Origin of the sequence: Streptomyces sp. NPDC090499, assembly GCF_044769305.1 — a bacterium.
Lineage (GTDB): Bacteria > Actinomycetota > Actinomycetes > Streptomycetales > Streptomycetaceae > Streptomyces.
This window is the reverse complement of record NZ_JBIVXP010000001.1, coordinates 1,501,709-1,517,287: the sequence shown is the minus strand read 5'-3', so window position 1 is coordinate 1,517,287 and position 15,579 is coordinate 1,501,709. Positions and strand designations below refer to the sequence as shown.

General features: G+C 73.9%; 14 protein-coding genes and 1 tRNA gene. 13 read left to right on the top strand and 2 right to left on the bottom strand.

Going from position 1 to position 15,579, the window contains the following annotated elements:
* Nucleotides 1-2 precede the first annotated feature (2 nt).
* From ACIQVL_RS06985 to ACIQVL_RS06955, 7 genes are all read left to right on the top strand, one after another.
* Entirely contained in the window at nt 3-851 is an 849-nt protein-coding gene (locus ACIQVL_RS06985) for a 4'-phosphopantetheinyl transferase family protein (RefSeq protein ID WP_403474641.1), read from the top strand.
* A gap of 115 nt (nt 852-966) precedes the next feature.
* Entirely contained in the window at nt 967-2,478 is a 1,512-nt protein-coding gene (locus ACIQVL_RS06980) for an acyl-CoA carboxylase subunit beta (RefSeq protein ID WP_403428156.1), read from the top strand.
* Complete coding sequence (locus ACIQVL_RS06975; RefSeq protein WP_403474640.1) at nt 2,475-2,720, top strand: acyl-CoA carboxylase epsilon subunit; 246 nt, start codon at nt 2,475-2,477, stop codon at nt 2,718-2,720. Before ACIQVL_RS06980 ends, ACIQVL_RS06975 begins: the two co-directional genes overlap by 4 nt.
* Nucleotides 2,721-2,961: 241 nt before the next feature.
* Nucleotides 2,962-3,537, top strand: coding sequence for a nuclear transport factor 2 family protein (locus ACIQVL_RS06970; protein WP_403474639.1), 576 nt, complete (start codon nt 2,962-2,964; stop codon nt 3,535-3,537).
* Between the two features lie 4 nt (nt 3,538-3,541).
* Nucleotides 3,542-3,850, top strand: a complete 309-nt coding sequence (locus tag ACIQVL_RS06965) for an acyl carrier protein (RefSeq protein WP_351500880.1) — start codon at nt 3,542-3,544, stop codon at nt 3,848-3,850.
* 155 nt (nt 3,851-4,005) lie between these two features.
* Nucleotides 4,006-4,665, top strand: a complete 660-nt coding sequence (locus ACIQVL_RS06960; RefSeq protein ID WP_403427491.1) for a TetR/AcrR family transcriptional regulator — start codon at nt 4,006-4,008, stop codon at nt 4,663-4,665.
* A 100-nt stretch (nt 4,666-4,765) separates the two neighbouring features.
* Nucleotides 4,766-5,458 carry a GAF and ANTAR domain-containing protein gene (locus ACIQVL_RS06955; RefSeq protein ID WP_403474638.1) on the top strand — a complete coding sequence of 231 codons (693 nt, stop codon included), beginning with the start codon at nt 4,766-4,768 and terminating at the stop codon, nt 5,456-5,458.
* Between the two features lie 44 nt (nt 5,459-5,502).
* Here the strand turns inward: ACIQVL_RS06955 and ACIQVL_RS06950 are convergent, their stop codons facing one another.
* Nucleotides 5,503-6,138 (bottom strand): TetR/AcrR family transcriptional regulator, encoded by a 636-nt coding sequence (locus tag ACIQVL_RS06950; protein WP_403427495.1) that lies wholly within the window; start codon nt 6,136-6,138, stop codon nt 5,503-5,505.
* A gap of 136 nt (nt 6,139-6,274) precedes the next feature.
* Here ACIQVL_RS06950 and ACIQVL_RS06945 point away from each other — a divergent pair, with 136 nt between their 5' ends.
* The 5 genes from ACIQVL_RS06945 to ACIQVL_RS06925 all read left to right on the top strand — a co-directional run bounded on the left by ACIQVL_RS06945 (nt 6,275) and on the right by ACIQVL_RS06925 (nt 13,230).
* A complete protein-coding gene (locus tag ACIQVL_RS06945; RefSeq protein WP_403474637.1) occupies nt 6,275-7,402 on the top strand; it encodes a VOC family protein in 1,128 nt (375 codons plus the stop codon).
* A 118-nt stretch (nt 7,403-7,520) separates the two neighbouring features.
* Nucleotides 7,521-8,369 (top strand): fumarylacetoacetate hydrolase family protein, encoded by an 849-nt coding sequence (locus ACIQVL_RS06940; protein ID WP_403474636.1) that lies wholly within the window; start codon nt 7,521-7,523, stop codon nt 8,367-8,369.
* A 40-nt stretch (nt 8,370-8,409) separates the two neighbouring features.
* Nucleotides 8,410-10,395 carry an acetoacetate--CoA ligase gene (locus tag ACIQVL_RS06935; protein WP_403474635.1) on the top strand — a complete coding sequence of 662 codons (1,986 nt, stop codon included), beginning with the start codon at nt 8,410-8,412 and terminating at the stop codon, nt 10,393-10,395.
* A 153-nt stretch (nt 10,396-10,548) separates the two neighbouring features.
* Entirely contained in the window at nt 10,549-12,789 is a 2,241-nt protein-coding gene (locus ACIQVL_RS06930) for a SpoIIE family protein phosphatase (protein ID WP_403474634.1), read from the top strand.
* 231 nt (nt 12,790-13,020) lie between these two features.
* Entirely contained in the window at nt 13,021-13,230 is a 210-nt protein-coding gene (locus tag ACIQVL_RS06925) for a hypothetical protein (RefSeq protein WP_403427505.1), read from the top strand.
* Nucleotides 13,231-13,577: 347 nt separating this feature from the next.
* On the opposite strand, the gene ACIQVL_RS06920 is transcribed toward ACIQVL_RS06925, so the two are convergent.
* Nucleotides 13,578-13,650: transfer RNA gene (locus tag ACIQVL_RS06920), tRNA-Arg, on the bottom strand.
* Between the two features lie 321 nt (nt 13,651-13,971).
* On the opposite strand from ACIQVL_RS06920, the gene ACIQVL_RS06915 reads away from it, so the two are divergent.
* Nucleotides 13,972-15,579 (top strand): dynamin family protein, encoded by a 1,608-nt coding sequence (locus ACIQVL_RS06915; protein WP_403427507.1) that lies wholly within the window; start codon nt 13,972-13,974, stop codon nt 15,577-15,579.

Here is a 15,579-nt window from a genome sequence, read left to right as displayed (position 1 = left end):
AGATGCCGGTCCTGGAGTTCGGCACGGCCGCTCTCACCGTCGCGCCGAGACTGCCCGCCGCCGGGCAGCTGGACGTCTGGCTGGTCCGCCGGGCCGCCCTGGAGACCGCGGCCGAGCTGCTCGACCTGTCCGAGCTGAGCGAGGCGGAGCGCCGGCGGACCGCGTCCTTCGTCCGGCCCGCGGACGGGGTGACGTACGCCTCCGCGCACGTCGCCCTGCGCCGGCTGCTCGGCGGCTACCTGGGACTGCCCCCGCGGGACGTGCCGTTCGTGCGGGAGCCCTGCCCGGGCTGCGCCGAGCCGCACGGCCGGCCGGCGGTCGTGCACCCCGACCCGCCGCTGCACTTCTCCCTCGCGCACAGCCACGGCATGGCCGTGGTCGCCGTCTCCCGTACGGTCGTCGGCGCCGACGTGGAGCGGCTGCCGCGGGCCGAGACCGTCGAGGTCTGCACCCCGGCCCTGCACCCGGGGGAGCAGGCCGAGCTGGCCGTGCTCGGCGACGCCGGGGAGCGGCGCGCCGCCTTCGGGCGGCTGTGGACCCGCAAGGAGGCCTATCTCAAGGCGCTCGGCACCGGGCTCTCCCGCGACCCCGGCCACGACTACCTGGGCGCCGACCCGCACCGCAGGCCGGCCGGCTGGACGCTGCTCGACCTGCCGTCCGGGCCCCGGCACAACGCGGCCGTCGCGGTGCGTGGCACGGCACCGGACCAGGTCACCGTGCGATGGGTGCCGCCGGTCGCGCTGTACGCGGGCGAGACGGTCGACCTGGACGCCGACGGGACGGTGGGCGTGCCCGTGCCCGTGACCGTGCCTGTGGGCGTGGCCACCCGAGTATCCGACTGGGGAGCGTGACCCGCCAATGTCACTCGAACAGAAAGCCGGTCGTGAGGTAGGCCGTCCGAGCCTGCACGACCGTGAGCACCGCGGTCAGTGGACCGCCGCCGAGCGCATCGAGGAACTCGGCCTGATGAAGGAGGCCGCCCGGCACGGGGACCCCCTCGCCACCGAGCGTCAGCACGCCAAGGGCAAGCTCACCGCGTACGAACGTATCGAACTCCTGCTCGACGAGGGGTCGTTCAACGAGGTCGAGATGCTCCGTCGGCACCGTGCCACCGGCTTCGGCCTGGAGAAGAAGCGGCCGTACACCGACGGGGTGATCACCGGCTGGGGCACCGTCCACGGGCGTACCGTCTTCGTCTACGCGCACGACTTCCGCATCTTCGGCGGCGCCCTCGGCGAGGCCCACGCCCAGAAGATCCACAAGATCATGGACATGGCCATGGCGGCCGGGGCCCCGCTGGTGTCGCTGAACGACGGCGCCGGCGCCCGCATCCAGGAGGGCGTCTCCGCCCTCGCCGGCTACGGCGGCATCTTCCAGCGCAACACCCGCGCCTCCGGGGTGATCCCGCAGATCAGCGTGATGCTCGGCCCGTGCGCGGGCGGCGCCGCCTACTCGCCCGCCCTGACCGACTTCGTCTTCATGGTCCGCGACATCTCCCAGATGTTCATCACCGGACCTGACGTGGTGAAGGCGGTGACCGGCGAGGAGATCACCCAGAACGACCTCGGCGGCGCCGACGTCCACGCGGGCGCCTCCGGCGTGGCCCACTTCGCCTACGACGACGTGCGCGGCTGCATGGCGGACGTACGGCACCTGCTGTCGCTGCTGCCGTCCAACAACCGTGACCTGCCGCCCCGTTCGGCGACCACCGACCCGGCCGACCGCCGTACCGACCGGGTGGTGGAGCTGGTCCCGGACGACCCCGGGCAGGTCTACGACATCCGGACCGTCATCGAGGAGATCGTCGACGACGGCGACTACTTCGAGATCCAGCCCGGCTGGGCCACCAACGTGGTGTGCGCGCTGTCCCGGCTGGACGGCGAGGTCGTCGGCCTCGTCGCCAGCCAGCCGGCCTCGTTCGCCGGGGTCCTGGACATCGACGCCAGCGAAAAGGCGGCGCGGTTCGTGCAGTTCTGCGACGCCTTCAACATCCCGCTGGTCACCCTGATCGACGTCCCCGGCTTCCTGCCCGGCGTGGACCAGGAGCACAACGGCATCATCCGGCGCGGCGCCAAACTGCTCTACGCGTACTGCAACGCCACCGTGCCGCGGATCTCCCTGGTGCTGCGCAAGGCGTACGGCGGCGCGTACATCGTCATGGACTCCCGGTCCATCGGCACCGACCTCGCCCTCGCCTGGCCGTCCAACGAGATCGCCGTGATGGGCGCCGAGGGCGCGGCGAACGTCATCTTCCGCCGGGAGATCGCGGCCGCGGACGACCCCGAGTCCACCCGCGCGCAGAAGATCAAGGAGTACCAGGCGGAGCTGATGCACCCCTACTACGCGGCCGAGCGCGGCCTGATCGACGACGTCATCGACCCGCGCGAGACCCGCTCCACCCTCGTCCGCGCCCTCGCGATGCTGCGCAGCAAGCAGGCCGACCTGCCGTGCCGCAAGCACGGCAACCCGCCGCAGTGAGCGCGCCGGAGAGCTTCGACGGCGCGGCGGACGCCCTGGTCATCAGGGTCGTGAAGGGGCAGGCGAGCCCCGCCGAGCTCGCCGCCCTCACCACCGTCCTGCTCGCCCGCGCCGCCGCCCTGGCCGCGGTGGCCCCCGGTCCCCTGGAGCCCCGCCCGGTGGCCGGCTGGCGCCGCCCGGAACGCCTCGCCACCCACCGCGACCCCCGCGGCTGGCGCCTCACCGGCGGCCGTGCGGCGTGACCGGCCCGCTGCCCGGTTTCCGCGCGGATCGCCGTCCGGGTTTCCGCGCGGGGCGTTGCCCGGGTTCCGCGCGGATCGCCGTCCGGTTTCCCGCGCGGGGCGTTGCCCGGTTTCCGTGCGGGGTGCTGCCCAGGTTTCCGCGCGGGGCGCGCCCCGGGTTTCCGGCCTGGGCCGCTGCCCGCGTCCCGACCCGCCACCCCCCCGCGATCGCATCCCCGACCGAATCGGAGCCCCGCACCCCATGACCTCCCCGTCCCTCGACCGCACCGACGCGGTCACCGCCCTCCGCTCCGAACTCGACGCCCTGCGCGCCGAGTTCGGCGCCCTCGCCGACCGCGCGGCGGTCGCCGAGCTGGTCGACCGCTACATCACCCTGCTCGACACCCAGGACGACCACGGCTTCGACCCCGCCTGGCCGGCCACCGTCTTCACCCCGGACTGCCGCCTGGAGTTCCCGGTCGGCACCGTCGAGGGCCGCGAGCGGGCCGCCGCCTTCCACCACGACCGCAAGTCCCGGTTCGCCCGCACCCACCACCTGGCCGCCAACTACGGCATCCGGGTGACGGGGGACACCGCCCGGATCCGCGTCCACCTCGTCGCGTCCCACGTCCACCACGAGGACGGCCCGGACCCGGACGGCCGCTTCGACATCGGCGGCTACAGCGAGGGCGAGGCCGTCCGCACCCCGGACGGCTGGCGGCTGCACCGCTGGCGGTTCCGGCTGGTGTGGTCGGACGGCGCCGGACCGCGTCCCGGCCCCGACCCCCGCGATCTGCGCAGTTCCCAGCCACGACCACGCCACCCGGAAGGACGATGAGACCGTGTCAGGCACACCGACGACCGCGCTGAACCTGGGCGCCCTGCGCGACACCTCCGGCGACGACCGCAGGCAGGCGTTCGAGACGTTCCTCTGCCGCAACCTCGCCCAGCACCTGGACATCCCCCCGGCCCACCGCATCGCCCGCAACCGCCCCCTCTACACCCAGGGCATCGACTCCCTCACCGCGCTGACCCTCCAGCGCACCCTGGAGTCGGCCCTGAACATCCCGGTGCCGGCCCACCACCTGCTGCGCGAGCAGTCGGTGGGCGAACTGGCCGCGACCCTGAGCGAACTGGTCGACCGGACCTGAGCCCCCGGGTGCGCCTGATGCCACCGGTGGGACGACGGCACGGCCACCGGTGACATCAGGCGCACCCGCCTCCTGACAACGTTGTCCAGCGTCCCGGAGGGCCCGTGTCAGAATGAGGGCGCCCGTCGTCCGTCCGGTCTTCATCGAGGTAGTCCGTGTCCCAGCCCGTCGGCCGCGTGCCACAGCGTCGCAACGCACGGTCCAACCGGGCGCGGATCCTGGCCACCGCCCGCCAGGAACTCGGCCGGAACCCCGACATCACCCTGGAGGAGCTGGCCCGCGCCTCCGGTGTCGTACGGCGCACGCTCTTCGGGCACTTCCCCGGGCGGGCCGCGCTCCTGGAGGCGCTGGCCGAGGAGGCCGCCGAGACGCTCCAGGCCGCCGTGGCACGGGGAGCGGAGCCCGCGGAGCCGGCCGACCGGGCGCTGGCGCGCTTCTCCCTGTCGATGTGGCCGGTGGGCGACCGCTACCGGATGCTGCTGGCCCTCGCCCACCGGGACCTGGGCGCGGAACGCGTCACCGGGATCCTCCGGCCCGCCCGGCTGCGGGCCACGGCCGTCGTGGAACGCGGCCAGCGGGACGGCGTCTTCCACCTCCACCTCCCGCCCGCGGTGCTCGCCGCCGCCCTGGAGGGCATGGCGATCGCCCTGCTGGAAGAGGTCAACGGCAAGACGTTCGAGGACGACGGCGCCCGCACGGCCGTCGCCACGCTCATCGCGGCCGGCGTCCCGGAGCACCGGGCCCGCACGGTGGTCGACGAGGTCGCCGCCGAGATCGCCGCCGCGGCCGGGACGGCGGATCCCGCCGGGGCCTGAACCGTGCGCTCCCGCGCCGCGGGTGCCTCGTAGGTCCGGTCCGGTGGGCGTGGCATGCTGAGGGCGCGGCTTCGGCGCAACCGACCGGGAGGTGGTGGGCGTGGCGGACTGGGCCCGGTTCGCGCAGCAACTCGCGGCGATGGCGCGGGATCTGCTGGCGCAGGAGTCGGTCGACGCCACCCTCGGCCGGATCACCGCCTCGGCCGTGGAGCTGGTGGAGGGCTGTGACGCGGCCGGCATCCTGGTGCTGCACGGCGGCAAGGTGCGCACGCTCGCGCCCACCGAGCAACTGGTCGTCGACAGCGACCGGTTGCAGGAGCGGCTGGGCGAGGGGCCCTGCTTCGACGCCGCCCGCACCAGGGCGGGGGAGCGGGTGTTCCGGATCCGGGACCTCACCCGGGAGCAGCCGTCCTGGCCCGCCTTCGGCCCGGAGATCCACCGGCTCGGCGTCGGCAGCATGATGGGGTTCCTGCTGTACACCGAGGACGAGGAGCTCGGCGCGCTGAACATCTACTCCCGCCGGCCCGGTGCCTTCACCGAGGCCGGTGAGCTGGCCGGCTGGCTGCTGGCCTCACACGCGGCGGTCGCCTTCTCCAGCGCCCGCACCCAGGCCCAGCTGGAGCAGGCCGTCGCGACCCGCCACCTGATCGGCGAGGCCATGGGCATCCTCATGGGCAGCCACCGCCTCACCGAGGAGCAGGCCTTCGACGTGCTGCGCCGCTACTCGCAGGAGAACAACGTCAAGCTCCGCGAGGTCGCCCGCCGGGTCTGCGACCAGGGCAGCCTGTCCTAGTGTTCTGAACCGAATTCCCGACTCAGAACACCAGGCCCCGGCGGTCAGCCGAGACCGGGCAGCGGGCGCCGGGCCACCTCGCGGGCGTCGTCCGGCGGTACGCCCAGCATGCGCAGCACCATCTCGGCGAGGCTCGCCGCGGCCTCGTCGCCGTCCGCCTCGGGGCGGGCGAACCGCAGCTCCACCAGGGACAGCAGGCTGCCGCCGAGGGCGCACAGGGCCACCGCCGGATCGACGGCGGTGAAGCGGCCGGCGGCCGTGCCCGCCTCGACGTCCCGCAGTGCCCGCCTGGTCAGGCCGTTCTCGGCGTGGATGTGGCCGAGGCCGCGGCGGCGCAGGACCTGCATCAGCTCCGGGTGCGAGTCCGCCATCCGGGCGCTGAGCCGGAAACCCGCCGCGACCAGCTCCGCCGGGTCGTCGATCCCCGCCAGCCGCTCGTCGAAGGCCTGGCCGAACTCCTCCAGGGCGTCCACCACGGCCGCCTCGAACAGCTCCGCCTTGGAGCCGAAGTGGTTGTAGAAGGAGCCGAAGCCGACGTCGGCCTGCTCGGCGATCGCCTGGATGCTGGCGCCGGTGTCGCCGGTCTCGGCCAGGATGCGGCGGGCCGCGCGCACCAGCGCCTGACGGGTCTCGGCGCGGCGTCGTTCGAACCGGTTGGCGGGCGGGGCTGACGTAGGCATGCGCCCGAGTCTAGCTGCGGGGCGATGTCGGCCACATTTCTGATGAATCCATCAGTTGCCTCTCGGTGAAGCCTTGACGAGGAAAATCTCATACTTGATGATTTCCTCATTACGGCGATGTCGCTCGGAGGGCACCATGTCTGAAACCGCCAGGACGGCCCACCAGGACCTCCACAGCGAGCAGGGCGCCCTGCGCGGCGAGCATCCGGGCCGGTCCCGGAACCCCGTGATCAAGGTGGCGGACCTGGCCTGGCTGGAGTTCGAGAAGCCGGACCTGGACCGGGCCGAGGTCTTCGCCCGCGACTTCGGGTTCGCCGTCGCCGCCCGCACCGACGGCGAGCTGTGGCTGCGCGGCACCTTCGCCGGCGCGCCGTGCATGGTGATCCGCAAGGGGCGCACCGGCCGCTTCACGGGACCGGTCTTCCGGGCGGCCGAGCGCTCCGACCTGGACCGGCTGGCCCGCGCGACGGGCACGGAGGTCCGGGACGCGGACGTGCCGGGCGGCGGAAGGGCCGTGAGCCTGCTCGACCCGTCCGGCTTCCCGGTGCGGGTCGTGCACTGCGGCGAGCGGCTGCCGGCGCTCCCCGGACAGCGGCCGCTGGTGCTCAACTCCGGTACCGGTCACCGCCGTACGAACGCCGCCCAGCGCCCGCCCCGCGAGCCGTCCCGTATCCAGCGGCTCGGTCACGTGGTGCTGGAGACCCGGGTCTTCGGGCAGGCCCTGGACTGGTACCTGGACACCCTCGGCATGATCGTGTCCGACTTCCTGTTCCTGGACGGGCAGCGCGAGCGGGGCCCGGTCATGGCGTTCGTCCGCTGCGACCTGGGCGGCACGCCGGCCGACCACCACACCCTCGCCGTGCACCTGGGGCCCGGCACCGGGTACGTCCACTCCGCCTACCAGGTGACCGACCTGGACTCCATCGCGGCCGGCGGCGAGTACCTCAGGGAGCGCGGCTACCGGCGGAGCTGGGGCATCGGCCGGCACATCCAGGGCAGCCAGCTCTTCGACTACTGGCGGGACCCGGACCGCCTCATGCTGGAGCACTTCGCCGACGGCGACCTGTTCGCCGGCGACGTCGAACCCGGCTGGGCCGCGATGTCCACCAGCGGCCTCGCCCAGTGGGGGCCGCCCGCCACCCGCGACTTCCTCGGCGCGAGCCCCTCCCCACGGCGGGTCCGCGAGGTCGTCCAGGCCCTGCGCGGCGACAACGAACTGGACCCCGCCCGCCTGCTCGGCCTGCTCAGGGCCGCGAAGTCCTGAGCCCCGCACAGCGAGCCCCCCCCCCGCACGGCGAGCCCCTGCACCGCGTGGGCCCCGCACCGCGGACCCCCTCACAGCGAGCCCCCGCACCGCGAGCCCCTTCACAGAGAGCCACCGAATGAGCACCAACGTCCTGCGCACCGCCGACGGCTGGTGGGCCGTCCGCGGCGAACGCGCCGTCCCGGTCCGCACCGAGGCCGCCACCACCGCCGAGCTGATCGCCGACCGCGCCGCCGTGAAGGAGGCGGCCGCCTCGGGCAAGCAGGGCACGCCCGTCGCCGACCTGGCCGCGCTCTCGCCGGTCACCACCCCCTGCCGGGTGGTCGCCCAGATGGTCAACTACCGCAGTCACGCCCGCGACTCGGGCTTCACCGGCGACATCCCGCCCGCCTTCTTCCGCAAGGCGTCCGGCTCGGTCAGCGGCCCCGCCGACGCGATCGTCCGGCCCGCGCACGTCGCCCTCCTCGACTACGAGGTCGAACTCGGCCTGGTCATGGGCGCCCCGCTGCCCGTCGGCACCGTGGTCGGGGAGCCGGACCTGCCGTCGTACGTCGCCGGACTCGTCGTCACCGACGACGTCAGCGCCCGGGACGTGCAGCTCACCAGGACGCAGTTCTACGAGAGCAAGTCGTATCCCACCTTCACGCCCACCGGGCCCCACCTCGCCCTCCTGGAGCCCGAGGACTTCGCGCACCTCCTCGACCTGCGGCTGCGGTTGAGCGTCAACGGGGAGCTGCGGCAGGACCGCACTCTCGGCACCGCGGCCTGGGCATCCCTGCTGCACACCACGCGCAGCCCCCGCCCGCCCGGGAACCCCGCCGAGGCTCTCGCCGGGAACCCCGCCGAGAGCCTCGCCGGGAACCCGGTCGGGAGCCTCGCCGGGAACCCTGTCGAGAACCCCGCAGGGAACCCTGTCGAGAACCCGCAGGGAACCCTGTCGAGAACTCCGCCGAGAACCCCACTGTGAACCCCGCTGTGAACAACCCCCTGCCGAGGAGCACCACGCCATGAACCGCCCGGCCTCCCACCCCAGTCCGGCCCCGTTCGCCGTCCCCGACCCGCAGGCCGTCGCGGACAGCCGCATCATGGACTTCGCCCGCCGCAACGGCCGGGACGGCGCCGACTACGCCGCCCTGCACCGCTGGTCGGTCACCGACCTGGACGGCTTCTGGGCCGCGGTCTGGGAGTACTTCGGCATCGACGCGGACACCCCGTACCGGCGGGTGCTCGCGGAGGACCGGATGCCCGGCGCCCGCTGGTTCACCGGCGCCACCCTCAACTACGCCCACCACGCGCTGCGCGCCCTCCCGGCCGACCGGCCCGCGGTCCTCGCCCTCGACGAGACCGGCTCCGGGTACGAGGTGACCGGGGACCGGCTGCGCGCCCAGGTCGCCTCCGTCGCCGCCACCCTGCGCGACCTCGGCGTCGGACCGGGCGACCGGGTCGTCGGCTACCTCCCCAACACCCCGCACGCGATCGTCGCGTTCCTCGCCGCCGCGAGCCTCGGCGCGGTGTGGTCGGTGTGCGGGCAGGACTACGCGCCGCGGGCCGCCGCCGCCCGCTTCGGCCAGCTCGAACCGGCCGTCCTGGTCGCCGCCGAGGGCTACCTCTTCAACGGCGCCACCCACGACCGCCGCGACGCCGTCCTCGAACTCGCCGCCGCCCTGCCCACGCTGAAGGCCACCCTGCTGGTCGACCACGCGGGCCTGCCGTGGCCCGCCCGGCCGTACCCCTCGCTGGTGGTCCCCTGGGAGGACGCGGCCACCCGCACCGAGGAACTCGTCTGCACCCCGGTCCCGTTCGACCACCCGCTGTGGGTCGTCTTCTCCTCGGGCACGACCGGACTGCCGAAGGGCATCGTGCACGGCCACGGCGGTGTCCTGCTCGAACACCTCAAGACCCTCGGACTGCACTCCGACCTCGGCCCCGGCGACCGCCTCCTCTGGTACACCACCACCCACTGGATGATGTGGAACCTGGTCGTCTCCGCCCTGCTCACCGGCGCCACCACCTTCACCTACGACGGCAGTCCGGCGCCCCTCGCCAAGCCGGACACCCTGTGGGAGCTGGCCGCCCGGCACCGGGTGACCGTCTTCGGCACCAGCCCGCAGTACCTGCTGGGCATGGCCAAGTTCGGCATCGACCCGTCCGCGCACGACCTCTCCGCGGTCCGCGTGGTCGGCTGCACCGGCTCCGCCCTGCCCGCCTCCGCCTACCCCTGGGTCCGCGACCACGTGGGCGAGCGGGTCCTGCTGGCCTCCGTCAGCGGCGGCACCGACGTGGTCTCCGGTTTCGCCGGCAGCGCGCCCAGCACACCCGTCTGGGCGGGAGAGCTGTCAGCACCGCACCTCGGCGTGGCGCTCGCCGCCTACGACACCGGGGGCTCCCCGGTCGTGGACCGGGTGGGCGAGCTGGTGGTCACCCGGTCCATGCCGTCGATGCCGCCGTACTTCTGGAACGACCCGGACGGCACCCGCTACCGCGACGCCTACTTCTCGGTGTACGAGGGCGTGTGGCGGCACGGCGACTGGATCACGGTCACCGGACACGGCTCGGTGATCGTGCACGGCCGCTCCGACTCCACGCTCAACCGGAACGGGGTACGGCTGGGCAGCGCCGACATCCACGACGTCGTCGAACGCCTCCCGGAGATCGCCGAGGCCCTGGTCGTCGGCGTGGAGGAGCCGGACGGCGGCTACTGGATGCCGCTGTTCGTGGTCCTCGCGGCCGGGGCGGCCCTGGACGACGCCCTCCGCGACCGGATCCGGGCCGCCGTCCGCTCCGGCGCCTCGCCCCGCCACGTCCCCGACGAGATCATCGAGGTGCCGGGCGTCCCGCACACCCGTACCGGCAAGAAACTGGAGGTCCCGGTCAAGCGCCTGCTCCAGGGCGCCCCGGTGGCCGAGGCCGCCGACCCGGCCGCCGTGGACGCGCCGGACCTTCTCGGCCACTACGCCCGGCTGGGCGCCGCACGCCGGTCGCGGTCCGCGTAGCACCGGCCCGGGAGCGGTCGGCGTAGCACCGGCCCGGCCGCAGCCCGCCGCCGTGCCGGCCATGGCGTGCGCCGGGGGACGCGCGCCGGGGGAGTGCGTCGTGGGATGTGCGCCGTCGCGTAGCGGCCGCCCTCGGGGCGTACCGTCGAGTGTGTGGACGGCACCGCCGACGGGCTCGTCTCCCGGGCCGCGCGCGAACTCGCCCCGCGGGCGGACGAGCTGATCAGGGACGTCGCCCGGTGCCTGCGTGCCGAGGTCCCCGAGCTGTGGGAGGATCCGGAGCTCGCCCGGATGACCTCAGAGAACATCGCCGACCACGTCGCGGGCGTGCTGGGCGGCCTGGAGGCGGGCCTCGACCCGAGGAGCCTGGAGCCGCCGCCGGACCACGTGGACCGCGCCCGCCGGCTGGCCCGGCGCGGCATCCCCGTGACCGCCATGCTGCGGGCGCACCGCCTCGGGGAGGGCGTCGTCCTCGACGGCCTCCTCGCCGAGCTGCCTCGGCTGACGGACGACCCCGGCCTGGTCGACGCGGTCGCCCGCCGGCTGCTCGCCGTGTCCACCCGGTACGTCGACCGCATCGGCGAGCAGGGCGTCCTCGCCTTCCAGGAGGAACGGGACCGGCGGCTGCAGTGGCGGCTGTCCCTGGTCAACGAGGCCGGCCTGCGGGTCGGGACCGCCCTGGACATCGTCCGCACCACCCAGGAGCTGGCCGACCTCGCCACCGAGGACTTCGCCGACCTCGTCACCGTCGACCTGCTCGACTCCGTGGTGCGCGGCGACGACTCCCGGGCGGCGGAGCGGTTCCTGCTGCGCCGGGTCGCCCAGGGGACGTACGCGGCGGGCGACGGCGCGGAACCGGCGGTCAAGGTGCCGGAGCCGCACAGCTGCCCGGACGGTTCACCGGCGGCCCGCGCCCTGGCCACCGGACGGCCCGTCCGGCACACCGCGGCGGACCTCGCCACGCTGGTGGTGCCGCTGACCGCCCGCGGCACCACCCTCGGCGTCGCCCGGTTCTCCCGGCGCCGCCATCCTGCCCGCTTCGACGACCAGGACCTCCTCCTCGCCCAGGAGATCGCGGCCCGTGCCGCCGTCGCCGTCGACAACGCCTGCCGCTACACCCACGCCCGGGCCACCGCGCTCACCCTGCAGCGCAGCCTGCTGCCGCGGCGCACCGCCGAGCAGTCCGCCGCCGAGGTCGCCTGCCGCTACCTGCCGGCCGGCGGCCGGGCCGGGGTGGGCGGCGACTGGTACGACGTGATCCCGCTGTCCGGGGCCCGGGTCGCCCTGGTGGTCGGGGACGTCGTCGGCCACGGCATCCACGCGGCGGCCACGATGGGCCGGCTGCGCACCGCCGTCCGCACCCTCGCCGACATCGACCTGCCGCCCGACGAACTGCTGACCCACCTGGACGACGTCGTCATCCGGCTCTCCGCGGAGGCCGCCGCCGACCCGGATCCGGACCCCGTCCCGGAGTCCGGCTCCGGCCCCCGCCCCGCCCTCGACTCCGGCCCCTGCCCCGGCCTCGGCCTGGATCCGGGCGGGGTGCCGGCCGGGGACATCGCCGCCACCTGCCTGTACGCCGTCTACGACCCCGTCGCCGGCCGCTGCAGCCTGGCCCGCGCCGGCCATGTGCTGCCCACCGTGGTGCACCGCGACGGCGCCGCCGGTCTCCTCGACCTGCCGCCGGGTCCGCCGCTGGGCCTGGGCGGGCTGCCGTTCGAGGCGGTGGAGGCGGACCTGCCCGAGGGCAGCCTGCTCGCCCTGTACACCGACGGCCTGCTCGAAGGCCACGACCACGACGTGGAGGCGGGCCTCGCCACCCTGCGGGAGGTCCTCGCCCGGCCCGCCGCCTCCCTGGAGTCCGCCTGCGACACGGTGCTCCAGGCCCTGCTGCCCACCTATCGGCCGGACGACGACGTCGCGCTGCTGCTGGCCCGCCCCCACGCCCTCGGCGCGGACCGGGTCGCGGTCTGGGACCTGGAACCGGACCCGGCGGCCGTCGCCCCGGCCCGCGCGGGCGTCGCACGGCAGCTCGCCGCCTGGGGCCTGGCGGACCTCTCCTTCGCCGCCGAACTGGTGGTCAGCGAGCTCGTCACCAACGCCATCCGCTACGGCAGGCCGCCCGTGCGGCTGCGCCTGATCCGCCCCCTGACCCCCGACCGGCCCGGCGCGGGTCCTGCCCGTGCCGTCCTGTGCGAGGTCTCCGACGCCGGCGGCACCGTCCCGCACCTGCGTAGCGCCCGCACCTTCGACGAGGGCGGCCGCGGCCTGCTGCTGGTCGCCCGGCTCGCCGCCCGCTGGGGAACCCGCCACGCCCGGCACGACAAGACGGTCTGGGCCGAACTGACCGAGACCGGCCCGCCGGGCTTCCCGGACCCGACCGCCGACCTGTGACCCGCGACCGCGACCCGCGCGGGGGCAATTCCGGCCCGTTGCCGTGCAGTTGAGTGGTGCCCTGCCATACTCACGTGCGCTCGGGATCACGGCCGCTGGAGTGATGTTCGCGTGTGGTTGGTATTTCTGTGGGGTGCGGCTGTGCCGTTCGGAATGTCCGTCGACAGTGGGGTCAGACCTCACTCATGGGCGGACGGAGTGAATGCAGGGCTCGCCATCCTGGTGGCCGTCATGCTCGTCATGCTGTTTGCTCCCCGGTTCGCCGGTATGTGGGCCATGGGATTCGCGGCAGGCTCGGTCCTCGCCCTGGTCGTCTCTCCGGTCAAGGGCTACCCGATGCTGGATATCGGGTTTGCGGTGCAGGCTCTCGGAGGGTGGGGAGTCATGGCCTTGTCTTCCGTTGTGTGGGAGAGGAAGAAGGAGCAGGAGCCGAAGAAATGACCCGGTAACCCCATGATGCAGAGACGGGCCGTGGAAGACGCCGTGGCATCGGTGCCGACGGAGTCCCTCTGCCAGGTACCGCACGCCTGCGTGGTCCCTCGGCTTCTCGAACTCCCGCACCCGGGGTGCCCGTTGCCGGTCGCCTTCAGTACGTCGTAGATGAAGTCGGCGGAGAGAGTCCCCGGCGGAGGGCTCTTCCCGGCCAACTTCGACACGGGGGGCTCCCCGGTGTCCGGACTGGGCAAGGTGCGGTCCGACAGGCGCCTCACCTGGCCGGGTCCGGTGGGTGAGCCACGCCGTCCTCGATGATCCATCCGACCCGTACATGCAGGTCAGGTAGCTCGCAGCGCCCCCGGCAGGACTCGAACCTGCGGCCAAGCGCTTAGAAGGCGCCTGCTCTATCCACTGAGCTACGGGGGCCGGCTGTGCTGGCCTCGTACGCACCGCCCTGGTGGGGGCGGGTCCGTGACGTTGCCGGGGACAAGGATAGAACTCCCCGATCCGTGTCCCTGTTGCTTCGCCTCCGTGGCTCAATGTGGAGGTTCGGTGAAGCGGTCCTGATAATCGCAGGCAGGTACGAATCGTGCATCGCTTTTGGCGCCCGACGCACCGGGTGTTGTGCACTCGTTATGCCTGGACTGTGCCTCCGTCCCAGTCGCCCCTTCCGCCCGTTGTGTCCTGTCGGCACGCAGACATGTCTATATGCTTCAGAATTCCCCTAAAATTGGGCATTCTTCGCATGTGGTGACCTTGGACGTACGGCCTCAGCTGCTCGACACACTTTCCGCCCTGCGCGACCGTGTCGCTGCCGCACGCTTCCCGCTGCCCCTGGCGGGGGCTCCACGCGCGCGTGCCAACCGCGACGAACTGCTCGCACAGCTCGACGACTATCTGGTGCCCCGCCTCAGAGAGCCCGATGCGCCGCTTCTGGCCGTGGTGGGCGGATCCACGGGCGCCGGGAAGTCAACCCTCGTCAACTCACTGGTGGGCCGCCGGGTCAGCGAGGCGGGCGTGCTGCGGCCGACCACCCGCACCCCGGTCCTGGTCTGTCATCCGGAGGACCATCACTGGTTCAGCGGCATGCGCGTGCTGCCCGACCTCACCCGGGAGTGGGTACCGCACCAGGAGCCCAGCGACGACCCCTTCATCCCCGGCGAGAACTCCGCGCGCGTGCTGCGCGTGGAGACCGCCGACAGCATCCCGCGCGGCCTCGCGCTGCTCGACGCCCCCGACATCGACTCCCTGGTCGTCGACAACCGCGTGCTCGCCGCGGAACTCATCTGCGCCGCCGACATCTGGGTGATGGTGACCACGGCGGCCCGCTACGCCGACGCCGTCCCCTGGCACCTGTTGCGCACCGCCAAGGAGTACGACGCCACCCTGGTGACCGTCCTCGACCGGGTCCCGCACACGGTCGTCTCGGAGGTCTCCCGGCAGTACGGAGCGCTCCTCACCAAGGCCGGACTCGGTGACGTACCCCGGTTCACCGTGCCCGAGCTGCCCGAGTCGGCCTGGGGCGGCGGCCTGCTCCCGGCCACCGCGGTCGCCCCGCTGCGCGCCTGGCTCCTCCACCAGGCACAGGACCCCGGCGCCCGCAGCCACACCCTGGCCCGCACCGCCCACGGCCTCCTCGACTCCCTCAGGGCCCGCATGCCCGAGCTGGCCGGTGCCGCCGCCGCCCAGTACGCCGCGGCGCTGCGCCTGACCTCCGCCGTCGACACGGCCTACGACAGCGAGCACGCGCGCGTGCGAGGACGCCTCCAGGCCGGAGCCGTCCTCGCAGGCGACGCCCTCAAGCGCTGGCGCGCCTACCCCCTCGACTGCTCCGCCGAGGAGCTTCTGGACGCTCTGGTGGAGAGCCTCGCCGCCCTGCTGCTCTGCTCCGTCACCGCCGCCGACGAACGTGTCGACGACGCCTGGCGCCGCGAGCCGGCCTCCGCCGCCCCCGGACTCACCGACCGCGACCCGTCCCTGGAGAGCGCCGAGCACCGCATCGGCCTCGCCGTCCGGCGCTGGCGGCGCGAGCTGGAGGAGTATGCCGAGGACGAGGTGCGCGAGCTCGACCGCAGCGTCGCCCCGGACTCCGAGGTCGTCGCCGCCCTGGTCGCCACCGCGCTGCTCGGCGGCCGGCGCACCAAGCCCGCGGGGGAGCGGCTCGCCGAACGCATCGGTGCCCACGGCGCGCTGCGGCTGCGCGACCGCGCGGGACGGCTGCTCTCCGAGCACGTGGACCGCGTCCTGCACGCCGAACGCGAGCGCCGCATCGCCCCGCTCGACGCCCTCGACGTGCACCCCGAGCCCCAGGCCGAGCTCATCGCCGCCCTGTCCGTCCTGCAGAAGGAGAGGTGA